15 protein-coding genes are annotated in these 19,503 nt (G+C 69.5%); 4 read left to right on the top strand and 11 right to left on the bottom strand.

Translation table 11 applies throughout. From position 1 onward, the window contains the following. Positions 1-13: 13 nt before the first annotated feature. On the bottom strand, positions 14-1,258 hold the full coding sequence (locus tag ABGB08_RS04965; protein WP_347586732.1) for an alcohol dehydrogenase catalytic domain-containing protein: 1,245 nt from the start codon (positions 1,256-1,258) through the stop codon (positions 14-16). Between the two features lie 355 nt (positions 1,259-1,613). Between ABGB08_RS04965 and ABGB08_RS04960 the strand changes: the two genes are divergently transcribed. Beyond that, on the top strand, positions 1,614-2,402 hold the full coding sequence (locus ABGB08_RS04960) for an IclR family transcriptional regulator (RefSeq protein WP_347586730.1): 789 nt from the start codon (positions 1,614-1,616) through the stop codon (positions 2,400-2,402). Here the strand turns inward: ABGB08_RS04960 and ABGB08_RS04955 are convergent. The 9 genes from ABGB08_RS04955 to ABGB08_RS04915 all read right to left on the bottom strand — a co-directional run bounded on the left by ABGB08_RS04955 (position 2,399) and on the right by ABGB08_RS04915 (position 14,890). Continuing rightward, positions 2,399-3,388: an ABC transporter ATP-binding protein gene (locus ABGB08_RS04955; RefSeq protein ID WP_347586727.1), complete on the bottom strand. Its 990-nt coding sequence runs from the start codon at positions 3,386-3,388 to the stop codon at positions 2,399-2,401. The two genes, ABGB08_RS04960 and ABGB08_RS04955, sit on opposite strands and share 4 nt — an antisense overlap. Beyond that, positions 3,372-4,379, bottom strand: coding sequence for an ABC transporter ATP-binding protein (locus ABGB08_RS04950; protein WP_347586725.1), 1,008 nt, complete (start codon positions 4,377-4,379; stop codon positions 3,372-3,374). The genes ABGB08_RS04955 and ABGB08_RS04950 overlap by 17 nt, the downstream gene beginning before the upstream one ends. Then, the gene (locus tag ABGB08_RS04945) at positions 4,376-5,302 is read right to left on the bottom strand and encodes an ABC transporter permease (protein ID WP_347586723.1); all 927 of its coding nucleotides are present in this window, start codon (positions 5,300-5,302) and stop codon (positions 4,376-4,378) included. Before ABGB08_RS04945 ends, ABGB08_RS04950 begins: the two co-directional genes overlap by 4 nt. Further along, entirely contained in the window at positions 5,289-6,287 is a 999-nt protein-coding gene (locus ABGB08_RS04940; RefSeq protein WP_347586721.1) for an ABC transporter permease, read from the bottom strand. The genes ABGB08_RS04945 and ABGB08_RS04940 overlap by 14 nt, the downstream gene beginning before the upstream one ends. Positions 6,288-6,328: 41 nt before the next feature. Beyond that, a complete protein-coding gene (locus ABGB08_RS04935; RefSeq protein ID WP_347586718.1) occupies positions 6,329-7,834 on the bottom strand; it encodes an aldehyde dehydrogenase family protein in 1,506 nt (501 codons plus the stop codon). A gap of 33 nt (positions 7,835-7,867) precedes the next feature. Then, entirely contained in the window at positions 7,868-9,481 is a 1,614-nt protein-coding gene (locus tag ABGB08_RS04930) for an FAD-dependent oxidoreductase (protein WP_347586716.1), read from the bottom strand. Continuing rightward, on the bottom strand, positions 9,468-10,061 hold the full coding sequence (locus ABGB08_RS04925; protein ID WP_347586714.1) for an SRPBCC family protein: 594 nt from the start codon (positions 10,059-10,061) through the stop codon (positions 9,468-9,470). The genes ABGB08_RS04930 and ABGB08_RS04925 overlap by 14 nt, the downstream gene beginning before the upstream one ends. 192 nt (positions 10,062-10,253) lie before the next feature. Beyond that, complete coding sequence (locus tag ABGB08_RS04920) at positions 10,254-14,579, bottom strand: cation-translocating P-type ATPase (protein WP_347586711.1); 4,326 nt, start codon at positions 14,577-14,579, stop codon at positions 10,254-10,256. A gap of 173 nt (positions 14,580-14,752) precedes the next feature. Beyond that, on the bottom strand, positions 14,753-14,890 hold the full coding sequence (locus tag ABGB08_RS04915; RefSeq protein ID WP_347586709.1) for a hypothetical protein: 138 nt from the start codon (positions 14,888-14,890) through the stop codon (positions 14,753-14,755). Positions 14,891-15,151: 261 nt separating this feature from the next. On the opposite strand from ABGB08_RS04915, the gene ABGB08_RS04910 reads away from it, so the two are divergent. Continuing rightward, entirely contained in the window at positions 15,152-15,598 is a 447-nt protein-coding gene (locus tag ABGB08_RS04910) for a hypothetical protein (RefSeq protein WP_347586707.1), read from the top strand. Between the two features lie 194 nt (positions 15,599-15,792). Here the strand turns inward: ABGB08_RS04910 and ABGB08_RS04905 are convergent, their stop codons facing one another. After that, positions 15,793-16,830 (bottom strand): DUF6777 domain-containing protein, encoded by a 1,038-nt coding sequence (locus tag ABGB08_RS04905; RefSeq protein WP_347586705.1) that lies wholly within the window; start codon positions 16,828-16,830, stop codon positions 15,793-15,795. A gap of 263 nt (positions 16,831-17,093) precedes the next feature. Between ABGB08_RS04905 and ABGB08_RS04900 the strand changes: the two genes are divergently transcribed. Together ABGB08_RS04900 and ABGB08_RS04895 are read left to right on the top strand one after the other, a co-directional pair. After that, positions 17,094-18,545, top strand: a complete 1,452-nt coding sequence (locus tag ABGB08_RS04900) for an NACHT domain-containing protein (RefSeq protein ID WP_347586703.1) — start codon at positions 17,094-17,096, stop codon at positions 18,543-18,545. After that, positions 18,454-19,461 carry a hypothetical protein gene (locus ABGB08_RS04895; protein WP_347586701.1) on the top strand — a complete coding sequence of 336 codons (1,008 nt, stop codon included), beginning with the start codon at positions 18,454-18,456 and terminating at the stop codon, positions 19,459-19,461. The genes ABGB08_RS04900 and ABGB08_RS04895 overlap by 92 nt, the downstream gene beginning before the upstream one ends. Positions 19,462-19,503 lie beyond the last annotated feature (42 nt).

The raw sequence follows: 19,503 nt of genomic DNA, 5'->3' as shown, positions 1-19,503 counted from the left end.
TTCGTGGGAATCCCTAGTCCTGGTAGGTGATGATGGGGAGGAGCTTGTCCCGGTTGAGCGAGGACCAGATCGCCTCGTCGCCTTTTTCGAAGGGCAGCACGGGGTCCACGAGTGACATCGCGTCGAGGTAGCCCATCTCGATGAGCTTGGCCAGGCGCGGGATGTCCCGCAGCACGTTGCCTCCGCCGTAGGCGGCGGACAGGTAGCGCTTGCCGTTGTAGTCGAACGGGCCGGGGGCCGGCGTCCACAGCTTCGGATCGTTGGTCTTCTTGGTGACCCCGGTGTGCACGAAGAACCCACCGCGGCGGGTCGCCTGCACGCCCTGGCTCACCAGGAGGGCCCCGGTTTCGTCGGCGGGCATGCCGGTGGTGGGGTTGCCGAAGGTGGCGCCCGCCGCCTCGAAGACGTGGTCGGCTCCGGTGCCGCCGTAGAAACCGACGATGGGCTTGCCGCCCGCCGCCATGTTCTCCGTCTCGGGGCGGCAGAGCTCGTGGATGCGCTCGACCAGGGTGTCCCCGATCTCGTCGGTGTTGAGCACCACGTGCGCGCCGGCCTTCTTCGCCGCGTCGAGGCGGTGCGGGATGCGCTCCGCCGCGATGATCAGGCGCGCGCCGGCCATCTTCGCGGCCTGGATGATCGACAGGCCGAGCGGTCCCGCGCCGAGCACGGCCACCGTGGACGCGATCTCGATCCGCGCGCCGATGAGCCCGAACGTCCAGCCGGGGCCCGGCACGCACGCGAGCGTCGCGAGCTCGACGTTGGACAGGGTCGACTCGTTGACCGGAACCACCCACGGCTCCGGGCAGACGGCCAGCTCGGCGAAGCCGCCGGTGTGGTCCTGCCAGACCGGGGTGCCGTCCTCCAGCTCGGCGAACGGCGGCGCGTCGGGGGTGGCGAAATCGAGGTCGTTCTTGTGGCCGCAGGCGTGCCACTCGCCGCGGACGCAGCTGTAGCACGTTCCGCAGGCGGGCAGGACCGGGGTGACCACCTTGTCGCCGACCTTGACACGGCGCACCTGCGGACCGACCTCGACGACGACCCCCATCGCGCCGTGGCCCGGGCTGCGGGCGCGACCGGCGTGGCCCGGGATCTGGTCGGCCGAATCCAGGACGTTGGACACGATTGTGTAACATGCTTGGGCTGCGAGGTTCCGTACCACCACATCGGTGGGCCGTCGGGGCCGCAGTCGCATCGGGAGGATTTCCAGGACGTTGCCGTGTCGCACCCAGCCTCGGAATTCGGTGGGGTCGTCGGTCATGTGATTTCCCTTTTCTGGTCGGCATCGTCGCGGTCGAACGCGGGACGATCCGGTGCTGAGCGTCGCGGCGGGGGGCGGGGGCTCGCTGCCGCTGCCCTGTCCATGCACGTCAGCCTTGACTCGTCCCGAGCATATGGTTCGGCTCATCGGCGCCAGGAAAGGGCCCGCGAGATTCTGGCGGACAGAATCTTCCGCCGCTGAGGAGGCAGGGACGCTCCGTCTCCGACCCTGCGGTCCGCCCTATCCGGCCTGATGGCAGCGGGGATGTGGAAACGGGCGGCAGGCTCTTTCTAGCAGGCAGAAATCTTGAGATGCGCTCTGTCGCGCCAATTAACGCGATTGTCATACTCCGGACATGGAGCCTACTGTCGCGTATCCCATCGAGTCCGTCGGGAATGCACTTCGGCTGATCCATCTCCTGCGGGACTCCGGGGAGCTCAGGGTCACCGACGCGGCCCGCGCCCTGGGCGTGGCGCCCTCCACGGCGCACCGGTTGATGGTGATGCTTGTTCATCATGGTTTCGCCGAGCAGAATGCGCGACGGACGTACCAGCGGGGGTGGGCGCTGCGGGGCGCGGTGGCCGCTCCGCCGGGGAACGAGCTGGCGGCCCTCGCCCACGATCATCTGGTGGAGCTGAGCCGGCGGCTCGGCGAGACCGTCCATCTGGTACGGCTCCAGGGCACGGCGGCCATGTTCCTGGACGGCGTGGAATCCGTCAGGCGGCACCAGGTCCATGTGACCTCACGTGCGGGAATGTCAATGCTGGCGCACTGCACCGCCGCCGGTAAGGCCATTCTCGCCCGCCTCCGGCCGACCGAGCTGGCGGCGTTGTATCCCCGGGGCCTTCCGTTGACGTACGGACCGGGGCCCTGCGATATGGGCACGCTCAAACGGCAGCTGGCGGTGATCCGCCGTAACGGCTACTCCGTCAACGACGAGGAGAGCGAGCGCGGCCTGATCGGGATCGGCGTCTGCGTGCTGGACGCCGACGATCAGCCCATCGCGGCCGTGGCGACGGGCATCCCGCTGCTGCGCTGCCCGGACGCGCTGATCCCCGATGTCGCGTTCGAGCTCGCCAGGACCGCCCGCGCCATCGAGGCATCCCTGGTCTCTCTGCCGACCCAGCACCAGACCGTCGGCTAGACCACTTCGTGGCAGGCGATGAACTGATCGTCGCTCTTGCGCTCCAGCCGCGGCTCCTCCACGGCGCAGCGTGGGGTGGCCAGCGGACATCTGGTACGGAACCGGCACCCCGACGGCGGGTTCAGCGGTGACGGCAGATCCTGCCCCGCCGGAGCCTTCGACGGCACCACCCGGCTGGAGCCGACCGTCGGCACCGATTCGAGCAGCAACTGCGTGTACGGATGGTGGGTGGCGGGCCGATCCAGCGCCTCCACGTCCAGCACCTCGCAGACCTTGCCGAGATACATCACGAGGATCCGGTCGCTGATGTTCTTCACCACCGCCAGATCGTGCGCGATGAACAACATGCTGAGCTGCCGCTGCGCCTTCGTCTCCCGGAGCAGGTTGAGCATCTGCGCCTGGATGGACACGTCCAGGCTGGACAGGATCTCGTCGCAGATGAGCAGGTCCGGCTCCATGACCAGGGCACGCGCGATGGACACCCGCTGGCACTGCCCGCCGGACAGCTCGTGCGGGCGGCGGTTCCACACCACGTCCGGATCCAGGCCCACCGCGTCGAGCACCTCGCGGGCGTCGCGATCGCGCGATTTCGCCGTACCCCGGCCCCAGATCGAGGCGCCCTCCTGAACCAGGTCCTTGACCTTGCGCCGCGGGTTCAGGGACGCCACCGGGTCCTGGAAGACGATCTGCATGGCGACCCGGCTGCGGCGCAGCGCCTTCTTGTCGAGCGAGCCGAGATCGAGGGCGTTGAGCTGGACCGCGCCGTCGGTGGGTGCCGGGAGGTGCATAACCGCCTTGGCCACTGAGGACTTTCCGCAGCCGGACTCGCCCACGATGCTCAGCGTCTCGCCGGGGAGCACGTCGAAGCTGACGCCGGAGACCGCCTGCACCCGCTGGTCGCCCTTGGTACGGAACTCCACCACCAGGTCCTTGACGGTCAGCCGGGCACCGCCGTCGCGCAGGTGCGCCTTACCTGTTCCGGCCATTGACCTCTCCTCCCTTGGGGGCGACGGGGTGGAAGCAGGCGAGCGTGCGCCCGTCCGTGGTCTGCTCGACGGGGGGCTCGAATTGGCGGCACTGCTCCTGGACGTTCGGGCACCGTGGCGAGAAATGGCATCCTCCGCGCCAGCGGGCCAGGTCCGGGGGCCGCCCGGGCACGGTGGTGAGAACCGTACGCGCGGGGCTGTCCAGCTGGGGAGTCGAGGCGAGCAAGCCGCGCGGATACGGGTGGAGCTGGTGGCGGAAGAAGTCCTCCGCGGTCGCGCTTTCGACGATCCTGCCCGCATACATGACGGCGACCCGGTCGCTGCGGCCCGACACGATTCCGAGGTCGTGGCTGATGAGGATGGTGGCCATCTTGCGTTCCTGGCACAGCACGGCGAGCAGGTCGAGCACCTGCCGCTGCACGGTCACGTCCAGCGCGGTCGTCGGCTCGTCGGCGATGAGCAGCTTCGGGTCGCAGGACAGCGCCATGGCGATCATCACCCGCTGCCGCATGCCCCCGGAGAGCTCGTGCGGGTACTGGTCGAACCGCCGGGCCGCCTCGGGGATGCGGACCATGTCGAGGAGCTCGATGGCGCGCTTGCGTGCCTCGCTCCGGCTGAGCTCGCGGTGCTGGCGGAGGGTTTCGGTGAGGTGGATCCCGATGCGCTTGACCGGATTGAGCGAGCTGAGCGGATCCTGGAAGACCATGGAGATCTCCGCGCCGAGGAGGGCGCGCCGCCGCCGGGGCGAGGCTTGGAGCAGGTCCGTCCCGTCGTACTCGACGGTGCCGTGCACGGCCGTGGTGCGCGACGGGGCCACCAGCCCCATGATCGTCCGGCCGAGTACGGACTTGCCGGAACCCGACTCGCCCACGATGCCGAGCGTCTCACCGGCTTGCAGATCGAAGGAGACGCCGGCGACGGCGGGGACGGCGCCGCGCGCGGTCTGGAACACCGTCCGCAGGTCGCGGACGTGCAGCAATGGTTTGATCACAGTTTCACCTGCCGGGTGTCCCACACCTTGCGCAGCCGTTCACCGATGAGGTTGAACGAGAAGACGGTGAGGAAGAGGAAGAAGGCGGGCACGATCACCAGGAAGGGATACTGCTCCATCTTGCCGTCCTGGCCTTCAGCGATCATGTTCCCCCAGGTGGGCTGGGGTGGCCGGATGCCGATGCCGAGGAAGCTCAGCGACGCCTCGGCCACGATGAGCGCCGAGATGTAGATCATCCCGAGCGGGATGATGGCCAGGGCCACGTTGGGCAGGAGTTCCCGCAGGATGACCCTGCTCCGCCGGGCTCCCAGCGCCCGCGCCACTGTCACGTACTCCCGCTGGGACAGCGCCAGCGTCTGGGCGCGGGCCACCCGGATCATGCCCGGAATGGCCACCAGTGACAGGGCGATCACCATGTTCTGCGGCGTCGGCCGCAGCACGCTGGCCAGGGCGATCAGCATGATGAGGGTCGGTACGGCCAGCAGCGAGTTCGTGAGCACGCCGATCACCACGTCCACCTTGCCGCGCAGGTAGCCCGCGGTGATTCCCACGATCCCGCCGACGGCCATGCCGATCAGGACGGCGCTGATGCACACGACCAGGGAGATCCGCGCCCCGTAGATCACCCGGGCGAGGAGGTCCAGGCCGAGAGCGTTGGTGCCCAGCGGATGCGCCGAGGAGAGATCGGGGGGTGCGTAGATCGGCTCGGCCAGCGTCAGCGCGGAGTCCTGATGCTCACCGAGCGGCAGCAGCGGCGCCACCAGTGCCACCACCGCCAGCGTGAGCAGCCAGATTCCGCACATCAGGGTGAGCACGTCGAAACCGGCGCCGCGGGGCCGGGTCTCGGCGGCCGGACCGGGCGGCGCGGTCGTCGCGCCGGCCGTTGGGGGAGTGATGGCCGAGATGGGCTCAGTTCTGGGCACGGCGAATCCTCGGGTCGACGATGCTGTACGCGGCATCGACTGCGGTGTTGATCACGACATAGGTAACCGCGATGACGAGCACCGCGCCCTGGACGATCGGCAGGTCGCCCTGCCCGGCGGCGTGCACGACCAGCGAGCCCATGCCCGGCAGCGAGAACAGCGTCTCGACGATGACCGTGCTCCCGATCAGCGAGGCGAGGGCGAGCCCGACGACGGTGATGATGGAGTACGACGACGGCCGGAAGGCGTCGAACAGCATGATCCGCCAGGACGGCATGCCCTTGGCCCGGGAGGCGAGCACGAAGTCCTCCTGGAGCGTGTTCACCAGGTCGCTGCGCAGCAGCCGGGTGAAGGTGGGGATCTCCAGCAGCGCGATCGTGAGCACCGGCAGGAACGCGTGGTAGAGGTTGTCCGGCACCGAGTCGGTCAGCCGCACCCAGTGCGCCCGGGGGAACAGTTCGAACTGGTTGACCGCGATCGCGATCAGCAGCAGGCCCGCCACGAAGCTCGGCACCGACAGGATGCCGAAGGTGATCGCGCTGACGATCCGGTCGACCACGCCGCCGGCCCGGTAGGCCGACACCATGGCGAGCGGAATGGAGATCACCAGGGCGAGGATCAGCGCCATCACCGCGAGTTGCAGGCTTACCGGGAAGGCGGACGCCAGGCGGCTGGACACCGCGCTCTGCGGGGGGATCAGCGAGGTGCCGAAATCCCCCCGGACCACGGAGGACAGCCATTCGACATACCTGCTCAGCAGGGGATCGTTGAGTCCGAGTTCCTGGCGCACCTGCTCGTAGGCCTCCGGGGGATGGCCCTCGCCCAGGATCGCCACCGCGGGATCACCCGGGAGGAGAGCCGACAGCATGAACGTGCCGAAGCTGACGATCAGCAGCACCGCCAGCAGTTGGGCGGCCTTGCCGGCCGCCCGGCGAGCACGCTTCGGTCTTGGTGCGCGGCGCGGCGCCTCGACGTCGTTGACCATCGCTCTCCTTCTCTGAACGCTCTCCTTCTCAACGTGGCGGGCTAGGGCCGCAACGCCCCCATCACGTTCACGGACTTGACTTGGGTGAAGCTGAGGAGCTCGTCGAGACATTCCTCCCGGCCGATGCCGGAAGCCTTGACCCCGCCGTACGGCACGCCGGGGAAGTGCTGGGACGAACCGTTGATCCACACGAAGCCGGCCTCCAGCCGGTGCGCGAGCCGGTGGGCCCGGTTCAGGTCTCGCGTCCACACGCTCGCGGTCAGGCCGAAGTCCAGGCTGTTGGCCAGTTCGACGGCTTCGTCCTCGGTGCTGAAGGTGAAGATGCTGAGGACGGGACCGAAGATCTCCTCGGTGGCCACTCTCATGTGCGCGCTCACCTGGGACAGCACCGTCGGTGGGTAGAAGTAGCCGGAACCGGTGTCCGCGGGGCCGCCGCATTCGAGCAACGCCCCGTCGCCGACCGCCTCGTCCACGAGCTCGCGTACGCGGTCCCGCTGCTGGGCCGACACCAGCGGTCCCACCTCGGTGGACTCGTTCAGGGCCGGGCCCACCCGGAGCGCGGCGAAGGCGGCCACCACGTCCGCGCGGACCCGATCGGCGATGCTCGTGTGCAGCAGCAGCCGGGAGGTGGAGCCGCAGGATTGGCCGGTGCTCGCGTCCAGGTTCATGCCGCGCACCGCGCTGTCGGCGGCGGCGTCCAGATTCGCGTCCGGGAAGACGATCATCGCGTTCTTGCCGCCGAGCTCCAGGCTGACCGTCTTCACCGCCGACGAGGCGGCGGCGGCCTGGATGGTCCGCCCGGTCCGCTCGCTGCCGATGAAGGCCAGGCGCCGCACTCGGGGATGCGCCACCAGGGCCGCGCCGGTCTCGGGGCCGCGCCCGGTGACCACGTTCACCAGGCCCGGGGGTAGGACCTGCTGGGCGAGCTCGCCGAACCGCAGCGCGGACAGCGGCGTCTGGTGCGCGGGTTTGATGATCAGCGCGTTTCCGGCGAGCAGCGGGGCCGCCGACTTGCCCACCGCGAACATGACCGGGTGGTTGAAGGGCAGGATCCGGCCCACCACGCCGTACGGCTCGCGCCTGGTGTAGTGGAGGTGCTCGGCCGAAGCCGGAATGACCTCGCCGGTCAGCTGGAGCGCCCAGTCGGCGAACATCCGCAGCGAATCGGTCGCCCGCTCGACGTCCAGAGTCATCGATCGCAGCGGGCTGCCGAGGTCCACGGCGTCCAGGACGGCGAGTTCGAGCGCGTGCTCGTCGACCAGCGTGGCGAGCTCACGCAGCAGCCGGGCTCGTTCCCGGGGGGCGATCCCGGCCCATTCCGCCCCCGCCTTCGTGGCCGCTCTGACCGCACGGTCGATGTCGTCTTCGTCGCCGTCCGGGACGTACGCGAGGAGGGCCTGCGTGCTCGGGTCATGAGTCGGATATGTACGGCTGGAGACCGCCTCGACGAGCCGGCCGCCGATCGCCAGTCGCCACGGGTGATCGGCGATCTTGTCGACCAGGCTCTTGATAACGAGCTGGTCGACCCCGCTCGCGGTACTCGTCACGGATGAACTCCAGATGATCGTGGGGGAAGGCGGTCAGGCACCGGAACCGGCCAGGGCCCGCGCGCTGAGGTAGCCGAACGTCATGCCGGCGGCCAGGGTCGCCCCCGCTCCCGGATACCCGGTGCCGAACGCGCTGGCGGCGACGTTGCCGCAGGCGTACAGCCCGCCGATCGGCCCGCCGAGGGCACGCAGCACGTTCCCGGTGGCGTCGGTCACGGGACCGCCCTTGGTTCCGAGCGCGCCCAGATGGATCTCTACGGCGTAGTACGGCCCATCCTCCAGTGGCCGCAGATTACGATGCGGGCTGACCTTGGCATCGCCCCGGTAGGTGTCATAAGGCGATTCGCCCCGATGGAACTCCGGATCCACCCCGCGCGCCGAATACTCGTTGTACCGAGCCACCTGATCGACAAGCCCGTCCGCGTCGATCCCGACCTTCTCCGCCAGCTCGGCGATCGTGTCCGCGGTCGGCATCCAGGACGGCGTGGGCGTATCCGGGGTGCAGGTCGCCACCGAGTACGACGCCCTGAACCTCTGGTCGAAGATCAGCCAGCAGGGCTGGTTGGCGTAGCGGTACTCCTGCGGATCGAAGGTGGCCAGCGCCTTGCACAGGTCGTTGTAGTTCATCGCCTCGTTGACGAAGCGACGGCCACGCCGGTTGACCATGATGCCCCCGGGCAGCGCGCGCAGGCTGCTCGTCGGGCGGAACAGGGGCGCGCCGTCGTAGGTGTCACCCTTGGCATGAATTGTCGGGGTCCACCAGGCCTCGCTCATGTTGCCGAGCGCGGCGCCCACGCCCATCGCCATGCGCAGACCGTCGCCGGTGTTGGCGGGCGGGCTGGCGGGCGAGTCCATCGGCTTGCCCAGGAACTGGGTGACCAGCTCCTGGTCCCACTCGAATCCACCGGAGGCGAGGACGACGCCACGCCGCACGTCGATCCGGGTCCGCTGGCCGTCGAGGTCGACATCGATGCCGGAGATGTTGCCATCCGGCCCCAGGAAGAGTTCCCTGGCGGGGCTGGACACATGGACGCGCACGCCGAGCTTCAGGCATCCGTGCAGCAGCGCTCCCACGAGGGCGGCGCCCATGCCGACGATCCCCCGGGACACCCGGTCCGCGATCAGCGCCCAGTCCCAGCGATCAAGCGTGTCCTGGCCCCAGGCGTCCACCTCCAGGCGGGTGATCGGCACGCCGCTGTGCGGGGAACGCAGCTTGTCCTTGAAGTCGCCGAGCAGGGTGGAGTCGAACAGGTCGCCCTGGATGGTCCGCCCCCCGGCCACCGCGCCCGGCAGGCCCGGCTGGTAGTCGGGGTGATCCAGGTTCGCCTCGAAGCTGATCCCGGTGTGCTCGACCACGGTGTCCAGCATCGGGTTGACCGAATCGAGGAACGTGGTGAGCAGCTTCTCGTCCACCTGGCCCATGGTGATCTCGCGCAGGTAGGTCAGGGCCGAGTCGAGGGAGTCGGGCTGATCCGTGTGATACCGATTGGCGGGCGCCCAGATCGACCCGCCCGACACGACGCTCGTCCCCCCGATCACCGGTGCCTTCTCCACGACGATGACCTGCAGGCCCTCCGCCGCCGCCACCAGCGCCGCGGTCAGGCCCGCCGCACCGGATCCCACGACTACGACATCAGTGGTTGTCATGATCCCCTCCAAGGGCGTTCCGGATGCGGGTGCAGATGTCGTCCGCCGCCGGTTTCAACATCGGATTCATGAGTAGTTCGAGCATGGGAGCCATCGGCCCGCCCGGGCTGACCTCCAGCGTGAACGTCAACCGGCTGCGCGCCTCGCCAGTGGGTGGTTGAGCCGCGGGAACCGCGCTGCGCTGAGAGCGGCCGCGAATGATCCGGCTGATCAGGCGGAACCAGAACCGCTGCCATCGGGACGGCGTCACGATCACCGGCGGCACGGGAGCACCGTCGGCCGCCGCGTCCAACCGCGCCACCCGGAAGGAGCCGCTGCCGGTGAGCCGCTCGGTAAGCCCGGTGAGCTCGAACTCGGCGACCTCGTTCGGCACCTGCCTGACCAGATCGACCTGGATGTCCACCTCTCGGGCGAGGATCCCGACATCGCCGCGGAGCGTCCAGATAGTACGGCTCTCGTCGATCACCTGGAGCTTCTGGAAGCCGATCACGTACTCGGCCCAGTTCTGGTAGTTCGCCATGTACAGCCACAGCTCCTCGACACCGATGTCGAGGTCAACCGACTGCTGCCCGCCGATCATGTATACGATCCGATCTTGCTGGTACGGACATTCGACCTGAAACCGGGCTGACATCGGAATCGATGACGGCCATGCGGCTGAGCCTAGAGGCGTCCCAGATGACCGGTTCGGGTACACCTGGGCAGTTCTGTTGTCCAGAAGATCGGGCTATCGGCCTGCTCGGCGAAACTCCCCGCCGAGCAGGCCGTGACGCTAGCCGACGTGCGGGACCTGCAGGGCTTGCGGGACCTGCGGGACCTGCGGGATTTGCGGGGCGTTCGACAGCCGCAGGCCGATGGTGGTGGCGGCCGCGGCGGTGCCGATGGCGATCATCCACCCCCAGGGGCCGAGCGGGCGGCAGCCGAACAGGGTGCTCACGCCGGGAATGGTGACGATCAGAGCGAGGGCGCCCAGGGAGACGGCGCCGGCCGCCAGGATGGTCCGGTCGCCGCGGCTGATCGTCATCGTCTGCATCAGCTGCGCCGACACCAGCGCGACCAGGGCGACCGTGCTGGTGTTCCAGCGCGGGCCGATCATGCCGTCGAGCAGCGCGGCGGCGGTGGCGGCCGCGGCGGTGACGCCCGCGCGGAGCGTGATGTCGCGGCCCAGCGGCTCGCCCAGGGAGGCCTCGGGGCCTTCGGCCAGCAGCTGCTCGGGGCTGGTTCCGGCCGGGGGCCGTACCGCCACCGCCAGCGCGGGGAGCATGTCGGTGAGCAGGTTGACCAGCAGCAGCTGGCGGGCGTTGAGGGCGGCCGCGCCGCCCAGGGCGCCCGCGCCGACGGTGTAGGCGACCTCGCCGAGGTTCCCGCCGAGCAGGATGGCCAGGGCGTCGCGCACCGAGGTCCACATGGCGCGGCCTTCGGCGATCGCGTCGGTGATGGTCTCGATGCGGTCGTCGGTGACCACCACGTCGGCCGCGCCGCGCGCGGCCTGGGTCGCCCCCTCGCCGAGGGCGATGCCCACGTCGGCGAGGCGGATGGCCGGGGCGTCGTTCGCGCCGTCGCCGGTGACCGCGACCACCCGGCCGCTGTCGCGGAAAGCCTTGACGATGCGTACCTTGTGGGCGGGGGTGGTCCGGGCGAACACCGCGACCTCCGGCAGCAGCTCGGCCAGTTCCGGGTCCGCCAGGGCGTCGAGATCGGCGCCGGTGAGGATCCGCCCTCCGTTGAGGGCGTTGAGCTCGGCGGCGATCGCCTCGGCGGTGCTGGGGTGATCCCCGGTGACGATGACGTGCCGTACCCCGGCTTGCTGCAGGCGGGCCACGCCCATGGCGGCGGTCGCCCGGACCGGATCGGCCAGGGCCAGCAGGCCGAGCAGGGTCAGCCCGTCGATGCGTGACTCGTCCAGGTCGCGGCGGTTGGAGGCGGGCCGCTCGGCGACCGCGAGCACCCGGTAGCCCTGGCGCGCCAGCCGGTCCACATTCTGGTAGAGCTCCTCGCGCTCCTTGTCTCCGAGCGGCACCTCGGCGCCGTCGATCAGCCAGCGCGCGCTCCGCTCCAGCACGATCTCGGGCGCGCCCTTCACGCTCAGCCGCTGCTCGCCGTCCACCTTGCCGAGAGCGGCGTGGTAGCCGCGCCCGGGCTCGAACGGCATCTCGTCGACCAGCCGCCAGGCGCCGATGCCGACGTCGGCGCGGGCCGCGCCGTCCACCACGGCCCGGTCGGTCGGGTGCGGCAGCGCGTCGCCCGGCGTCGGGCAGGCGCGTACGGCGGTGACCAGCACCCGGCGCAGCTCTGGAGTGAGCCGGGAGAGGGGCGAGTCGATCCGCCCGTCGCTGACCCGGCGCAGCCGGATGCGCCCCTCGGTCAGGGTGCCGGTCTTGTCGAAGCACAGCACGTCCACCCGGCCCAGCGTCTCGATCGTGCCGGGGTTGCGCACCAGCACGCCGCGCTTGGACAGCCGTTTCGCCGACGCCAGCTCGGCCACCGTGGCGACGAACGGCAGCCCCTCCGGCACGGCGGCGACCGCCAGGCTCACCCCCTGCCCCAGCGACTCGCCGAGCGTGCGCCCGCGCAGCAGGTCCAGCACGATCAGCAGGCCCCCGGCGCCGAGCGACAGCGGCAGGATCCGCCGGGTGAGCTCGTTCAGCCGGGCTTCCACGCCCCCGGCCGGCGGACCGTCCATGGCCGTCCTGGCGCTGCGTCCCGCCTCGGTCGCCTCACCGGTGGCCACCACCACGCCGACGCCGGAACCAGCCGCGACGATCGTCCCCTGGTAGGCCATGGAATGCCGGTCGGCCACGGTATCGGCGGCCACCGGGCGGGCGGTCTTGGGCACCGGCAGCGACTCCCCGGTGAGGGCGGACTCGTCCACCTCCAGGTTGTCGGCCTCGATCAGCCGGCAGTCGGCCGGCACGGAGTCGCCCGCCTCCAGCTCGACCACGTCCCCGGGGACCAGGCGGTCCGCCGGCGTCTCAAGCAGGTGGCCGTCGCGGCGCAGCCGGGCCTGTACGGCGGTGGTGGTCAGCAAGCTGTGCAGCGCGCGGTCGGCGCCCTGCCGCTGCACGCCGCCGATCAGCGCGTTCGCCCCGAGCACGCCCCCGATGAGCGCGGCGTCCGCCACCGAGCCCACCACGGCCGAGACCGCGGCCCCGGCCGCCAGGACCGGAGTGAGCGGATTGGCCAGCTCCTCGCAGAACACCTTGAAAAAGCCGGGCGGGCCGCCATTGGCAGGAGGGGCGACCCGGCGGAGTTCGGCCTCGCCGTCCGGCAGCCCTTGGATGCTCGTGCGCAACCGGTCGAGCACGGCTCCGACGGGCATGATGTGCCAGGGCGTGGGGTCATGCGGGATCGGCGCGGGGCGCCGGAGCATCTGCCGTGCGGTCCACATGCCCGTCGCGAGCGCGATTCCCGCCGCCAGGTTGACCGTCACGAAAGCCGTACGGCCGCCGCCGGGCGTCGCCAGGCCCAGCAGCACCGCGCAGCACGAGCCGGCCAGCGCGAGCCGCACGCTGCGCTTGCTGGTCTGCCGGGCCGCGCCGGCCGTGCCGAGCAGCAGCACCGCCCCGGCCAGGTCGCAGCTCACATCGGCGGTCCACCGCTTGTGCTTCGCCGAGCCGATGCCGACGCCGAGGTCCGCGGCGGCCAGCGCCGCCCGGCCGGCGGCCGAGACCACCGCCACGCCATGGCCGTCGACCTGCAGGGCGCGCACTTCCGCGGCGAGCCGCCGCCCACCGGCGAGGGCGCCGGTCACGCCGAGCCGATGCTCCGCGTCCCGCGGTCCACCGGCCAGCAGGACGGTCCCCGCCGATTCGGCCGCCTCGATCAGGGCCTTGGCCAGGGGGTGCAGTTCGGCGATCATGGTCACCTGGGCGACGGTGCGCCCGTTCCTAGTGAGCGTGAGCGTGTCGTCCTGCGTGCCGCTCGGCTCGACGGCCCAGGCCGCCTGCTTGCGCCGTTGCCATGGATCGGCCGGATCGACCAGTTCATGGACGACCGCGTGCACCTCCGCCGGATCGTCGTCCGGGCCGAGCTCGGACACGCGGTGAACCGACCAGTTCCCGGTCAGCAGCACGTCGGCGTCGACGACCACGGTGTCGATCCGGTCCAGGCGGCGCAGCGCCCGGTGGTCCAGCACCAGCACGTCCCGCTCGGCCAGGCCCCGGCCGAGCTCGGCGCCGAAGCCGTCCCGGCCCAGCCGCGCGGCCTTCGGCGCGGCCGCCGCCAGGAAGGCCAGGTCACGGCCGGGAACGCGGCTCAGGATGGCCGTCAGGCCGTACGCCCCGAAGGCGACGGGAATGGCCCGGTCGCTGTAGCTCTCGATCGGGCCCGGCGGAAGCGGGACCGGGCGGTCGAGCCGCACGCGCGGCTCGGAGCGGTGCGAGACGGCGTCGACCGCGGCCCTGGTCCAGGCGTGGTGGTGGGCCCGGGATTCGGCCAGCAGCAGACCGGCGCCGACGGTGTCGATCAGCTGGCCCACGGGGCGGAACGACAGCACGTTGGCGAGCGTGGTCGAGATCCCGAACAGGGCGTCGGTGGGTTGTTCCCCGAACTGCCTGGCCATCACATTCCGCAGCCACGGGTAGGAGTCGGCCAGGGCGACCGCCAGCGGCACCGCCGGGGGCAGTCCGCGTGCGCCCGCCAGGCGGCCGGCTGCCGACACTCCCAGCCCGGCCAGCCGTACCCCGAATCCGAGCAACGCCGCGGGCGCGTCCGGCAGCGCCACCCCGCCGGCGTACGGCGCGTTGTCCAGAGCGTGCTCGCGCTCCACCTCTTCGATCAGCCCGATCAGGCTGTCCTCGTCGAGCGCCTCGCCCGCCAGGAAGACGTATCCCAGCGCCCGGTTGACCTCGGTCCGCGTCACCCCGCCGGTCGCCTTGAGGCGCCGTTCGAGTGCTTCGACCGCGGGCTCCATGCCGGGCAGGTGCAAGCCCCGCACGTGGACGCACAGGCCGCTCGCTTCGGCCGGCCCGCTGCGCCGCCCGCGTCGACGGCCCGGGACCGGCAGGGAATCCACCATCGTGCCAAGCCTGCTGGCTTCGCCCCGGACCAGCTCGGGAACCGGCAGCCATCGCACCATACCGATGGCCAAAGTCAGCATCCGCCCGAACATGCCACGACCCCCCAAGACACCGATCTCTCGGGGGAAGATTTCTGATGTTAGGCCATACGAAAGGCTCGCCAGGCGATCTACCCGGCGAATCCTTCAGGGTTGGCGCAATGATGACACTTGTCACCCATGCCCTTGAAGCGGACAGGGTGGGTGAGACGGCTCTAGGCGGTCGCGGCGCCGCACTTCGGGGCGAACTGCCGCACAGCGGTCTGGATCAGAACCTGGACCAGGTGGGCGACGAACGCCTCGAGCGCGATGACCGCCGCCTTGGCGAGCAACGAACCAAGGAAACTGGGCATTGGGTACCTCTCATAGACGACGTGACATTTTCTACCACAGTTCACCCAAAAAGAGGACATAATCTTCATGTATCTGTACGTGCGGTGAACTTCCGGTGACCTCTTGGGTCGGGCTGGTGCGGCTGCGTCTGTGCTGGTCCAGGGTCATTGAACCCCGATATTTCGGCATATACGGCCTCAAAAGTGAACGTTGATCATGCTCTTCCGGGTCCACGCGGGAACGATCGCAGAGTGTCGCAATCGATGGGGGAAGAGGGGGCTATGACTGTCACCGAGACCAAGAACCGGTCGATGAAGGGCACCGTCGAGAAGGCTTCGATGGCGAAGGGAGGGCCGGACGAAGAGCTGCTGGAGCTCAACCTGCCGATGGTCAGCCTCCAGGTGCACCGGCCGCATATGCACGTCCCGCACATGGACACCTCGTGGGCCGAGCGCATGATGCGGACCGGAAGGGCGGCAATTCCGCCGCCGGAGCAGCTGGTTTACTACGGCGGACTCGGTGTGCTCGCCGTCCTCGGCGCGGTCGAATGGCCGATCGCGGCGGCGATCGGGGTAGGAACCATGATCGCGTCCCGGGCCGCAGGCGGCGCGAAGATGGCCAAACCCGCGGCCAAACCTGCCGCGAAGCCCGCACCACCGGCGAAGACGCCGGCACGGCCGACCGCCAGAGCGAAGGCCGGCGCGAGGCGCGTCCGCAAAACCGCGTGACGCCGGGTCGAACGGCACAGGCGTGCCCGCGAACCTGGGTGACGCCGGGCCGAACGGCACGAGGCGTGTCCGCGAACCTGCCTGATGCCGGGTCGAACGGCATGAGGCCTGTCCGTAAGTAGGCCTGACCGCTGGCCGATGGGGCGGCCCTGGCGGGGACGCCGCTGTGGTCGTCCCCGCCCTTCGCTTGATCGTCATGCCCGGGTGAGCTCGACGCACTGCTCCTGGCCGAGAACCGTCGCGCACATCGTGATCCTGTTCTGGTCGATCACCCGCCATCGCGCCGGTACGGGATTCTGCGGCTCGCACGTGCCGAGGTCGATGAAATACAGCGAACCGGTGTAGTCGGGATCGCGGCCCTTGACCGTCCAGGTCCGGGTGCCCGCGCTGACCGTGCAGTCGTCGGTGACGGTCAGATCGTCGGCGAGCGTGCCCGCGTAGGCCTGCTCGCCGGTGGCCGTCACCTCGACGACCGAGGCGGGCTCGCCGGACTGCCACCAGCCGAGGATGGCGGGTTCGGCCGAGGGCAGCGTCTTGTCGTCGCGGCCATCGCTGCCCACCGGGCGGCGGATGCCCTTGCCCGTGTCCACGTTAAGCAGGGAGAACGCGCGGATCCGCCGCTTCGGCGGCTTGATCCGGGTCGCCTTGCGCTTGTCGAACCGCAGGCGCCACTCGGGCTGGACGATGATGTCCGGTTGGACGTCGTCCAGGGTCGCCTGGGGCTCGGCCAGCGGGTTGCCGCAGTTGCACTTCACGACCGGCTGGCCCTGATCGTCGGCCAGCACGCCGATGCCCGCCTGGAGCAGGGCATCCACCGCCGTGCTCACCCCGCCGGCGAAGCCGTGGTTGCGCACGAGGGTGTCGTTTCGCAGGATCACCGGGGTCAGCTTCTTGATGTAGTCACGGATGCCCTTGACGGGGATCTTCCGCACGGCGGCCCAGGCGGTCGCCTTCGCGAGGTTTCTGGGGTCGGTGAGGAATCTCGTCAGCAGGGCCTTGTCGCAGGTTCGTTTGCGTAGCGAGCCGCCGTACAGGCCGGGGGTGTCGCCAGGGCGGAGGCCGCCGGTGGGTCCTGGCGTGATGGGCTTTTCGGGGATCGGCAGTTCGAAGAACGGGTCCTCGCCGATGGTCTCGACCGCGATGGCGATGATCTCGACGCTTTTCGCAAGGGCCACGCAGCCCGTAGAGAGCAGCAATAGGAGCACGGTCAGTGCCGCGGCTGTTTTTCTCATGCGTCAAACGCTCCGCCGTGGCGGCGCGATCAGCCTGAGTAGTTCGTTACTCAGAATTTCCGGCGGCGGGGTCGCGGTCACACCAGGCGTATCAACCGCACCGTCGTAGTGCACGGAGAGTAATCAATCCGAGCTCTACACATTGACAAAAGTGCTGGCCGATCAGTTACAGATTGGCGAATATCGCGCCGTCCGGGGGATAGCCGTGTTGAGTGTTAGCCGTTTGATTCCGAGGGTCCTGGCTGGTTCGGCGGGGAGTGCACGTGCGGCGTTTGCAATTGGCCATGGTGATGATGGCGGTCGCCGGGCTGACGATGACGGGCAACGTCGCGGCCAATCAGGTTCTCAACGACGGGCAGCTGAGCTGGACATGGGCGTACCTGGCATTCGCGTGCACGCTCACCGGAATGTGGGTCGCCGTCGTCAGCCAGCCGGCCAGCGCTTCGGGGGAGCGGATGCCCTGGCTGCCGCATCGGGCTTACCGGCGGCAGTTGCTGACATCCGTCGCCCGGATGGAGACGGTGGGGGTGTCCACCTCCAGCGTGTACGTGCTGCGGTCACGGCAGGTGTATGTGGACCTGGCCCTGTGCCCGCGCCCGCAACAGGACATCGCCGGTGACACGGGGGTTGTCTCCCGTGACCAGGTGCCGAGGCTGAAGCGGGCCTCGCTCCGGGAATTCATCGACCAAGGAGGCCCGGGGCATGTCTTCGCGGTGATCGGCCGGCCGGGATCGGGAAAGACCACCTTGCTCAGGCACGAGGCAATGGCGATGTGCCAAAGCCGATCGGGGTGGCGCAAACAATTGCCCGTCCTGCTCTACCTGCGCGATCACACGAAGGAACTGCTGAGCGAGGATCCCGCCGACCTGCCGGATATCGCGGTGGCGGCGAGTTGGCTGCACAAAATGATCCCGGCCTGGTGGCTCGCCCGCCAGCTCGACCGGCGCAATTGCGTGGTCCTTTTCGACGGGCTGGATGAAATCGCCGACGAGGACCATCGCAAGCGTCTCGTCTTCTGGGTGAGCAAACAGATCGCCCGCTATCCCAAGAGCACGTTCGTCATCACCTCACGCCCGTACGGCTACCTGTCCAACCCGCTCCCGAGCGCGGAGGTCCTCCAGGTTCAGCGGTTCACCGCCGACCAGATCTCGCAGTTCCTGCACCGCTGGTACCACGCGGTCGAGCATCGCGCCCGCCACGACCCGGAGGCCGGCCAATCCCCGGAATCGGCCGAGGACATCAGGCGGATGTCCGAGGAGAAAGCCGAGGATCTGCTCACCCGGCTGCGTCGCCAGCCTGCCCTCTACGATCTGGCCGCGAATCCGCTCCTGCTCACCATGATCGCGAACGTGCACTACTACCGGGGCGCGCTGCCCGGAACCCGGGCCACCCTCTACGCACACCAACATCAAGCTGATCCCCTCAGCCACTATCCACACCCTGTGGATAAAGGACAAGAGGGCTCTCCGACTTCACCAGCCGGAGTCCGTCGCCTGGCCGTACGCCCCCACGACGGAGCAGCTCACCCGGTTCCCCGGTGCCATTCTCGAGCACGGCCATCTGTTCATCCGGCTGATCCAAACCGGGGCGAGCCTTGCGGATCTGCGCCGATCGCTCACCTACATGCACATCCTTCTCACCGAGCATCCGCACACGCCGCTCCGGCAATTCCTCCTCGCCATCGATATCGTCGAGAACCTTTCCCGCAGCTCTGATCGGGCGCTCAACCCCGATTACTTCCGCATTCACGCACGAATCGGCGCGCTCAAGCTCGACCGTGCGCCCGCCCGCGACCTGGCCGGCGCCTTCAATCAGGAGCAGAGCCGAGAGCGGGTGCTCGGCCTCGCCCGGGCTCTCGCCCAAGATCTTTCCCGTGACCTTGACCTGGCCCTCCTCCTCGCTCTCGATCGCACCTTCGACCTCGATCACGCCCTCGACCTCGCCCTGGACCGCACCCTGCACCGGGGGATCGGTCCCGACCGCGTGCTCGCTCTCGATCGCATCCTGGACCGCATCCTCGAACAGGAATACGTCCTGGACGAAGGGCCCGCTCTCGACGCCGATCCCGACCTGTTCCTGGATCTGTCGCTCGGGCTGAAGCCCGATCGCGCCTATGCTCGCGCGATCGCCCGGGCATTCGGCCCCAGCCAGCAATTCCGATCGGCGAGAAAGCTCCTGGCGATGACCGTCGCCTGCGGCGTTCTCCGGCGGGGGGCCTGCACCGGCTCCACCCGCCGTTCCGGCAAATCCTTCGCGGATTCCCTCACCGACCTGCTGTGCTCGTCATTCCCCGCCATGGCGCGCTCCGCCGAGGACCCCGCCAGCGAGCTACGCGACATTCTGAGCCGGCTGAGCCCGCAGTGCCACGCCGATCCGCATCTCGCGCTATTGATCGAGAACGCCCAGCGTCTGATCGATCCGCTCCTGAATCGCAGCGCGCCCCTCAACCGGGGTGTTCTCATCTCGGCCGCCACCGCGCTGCTGGCCGGTCTCGCCATCCTGCACACCCTCCCGGGAGAACAGAAACCGGCCGAACACCTGGCCAGAGTCCTGGGCACCCTGATCGTCCTCGCCGAAGACCAGAACCCCCGGCCGCCCAACGAGATCCTCCTCCTAGCCCCTCTCTCCTGAAGCCCTTATGGCGCCGCGATCACCTCGGGCCAGCCGGTTGAG

Origin of the sequence: Acrocarpospora sp. B8E8, from assembly GCF_039871605.1 — a bacterium.
GTDB classification, from domain to species: domain Bacteria; phylum Actinomycetota; class Actinomycetes; order Streptosporangiales; family Streptosporangiaceae; genus Acrocarpospora; species Acrocarpospora macrocephala.
This window is presented reverse-complemented; position numbering and strand designations above follow the sequence as displayed.

Excerpts from the sequence above, each read along its gene's own strand:
- ABGB08_RS04960 (WP_347586730.1), top strand. The coding sequence starts at position 1,614 with ATGGAGCCTACTGTCGCGTATCCCATCGAGTCCGTCGGGAATGCACTT.
- ABGB08_RS04940 (WP_347586721.1), bottom strand. The coding sequence starts at position 6,287 with ATGGTCAACGACGTCGAGGCGCCGCGCCGCGCACCAAGACCGAAGCGT.
- ABGB08_RS04965 (WP_347586732.1), bottom strand. The coding sequence starts at position 1,258 with ATGACCGACGACCCCACCGAATTCCGAGGCTGGGTGCGACACGGCAAC.
- ABGB08_RS04905 (WP_347586705.1), bottom strand. The coding sequence starts at position 16,830 with ATGAGAAAAACAGCCGCGGCACTGACCGTGCTCCTATTGCTGCTCTCT.
- ABGB08_RS04925 (WP_347586714.1), bottom strand. The coding sequence starts at position 10,061 with ATGATCGGCGGGCAGCAGTCGGTTGACCTCGACATCGGTGTCGAGGAG.
- ABGB08_RS04915 (WP_347586709.1), bottom strand. The coding sequence starts at position 14,890 with ATGCCCAGTTTCCTTGGTTCGTTGCTCGCCAAGGCGGCGGTCATCGCG.
- ABGB08_RS04910 (WP_347586707.1), top strand. The coding sequence starts at position 15,152 with ATGACTGTCACCGAGACCAAGAACCGGTCGATGAAGGGCACCGTCGAG.
- ABGB08_RS04955 (WP_347586727.1), bottom strand. The coding sequence starts at position 3,388 with ATGGCCGGAACAGGTAAGGCGCACCTGCGCGACGGCGGTGCCCGGCTG.
- ABGB08_RS04930 (WP_347586716.1), bottom strand. The coding sequence starts at position 9,481 with ATGACAACCACTGATGTCGTAGTCGTGGGATCCGGTGCGGCGGGCCTG.
- ABGB08_RS04895 (WP_347586701.1), top strand. The coding sequence starts at position 18,454 with ATGCACATCCTTCTCACCGAGCATCCGCACACGCCGCTCCGGCAATTC.
- ABGB08_RS04920 (WP_347586711.1), bottom strand. The coding sequence starts at position 14,579 with ATGCTGACTTTGGCCATCGGTATGGTGCGATGGCTGCCGGTTCCCGAG.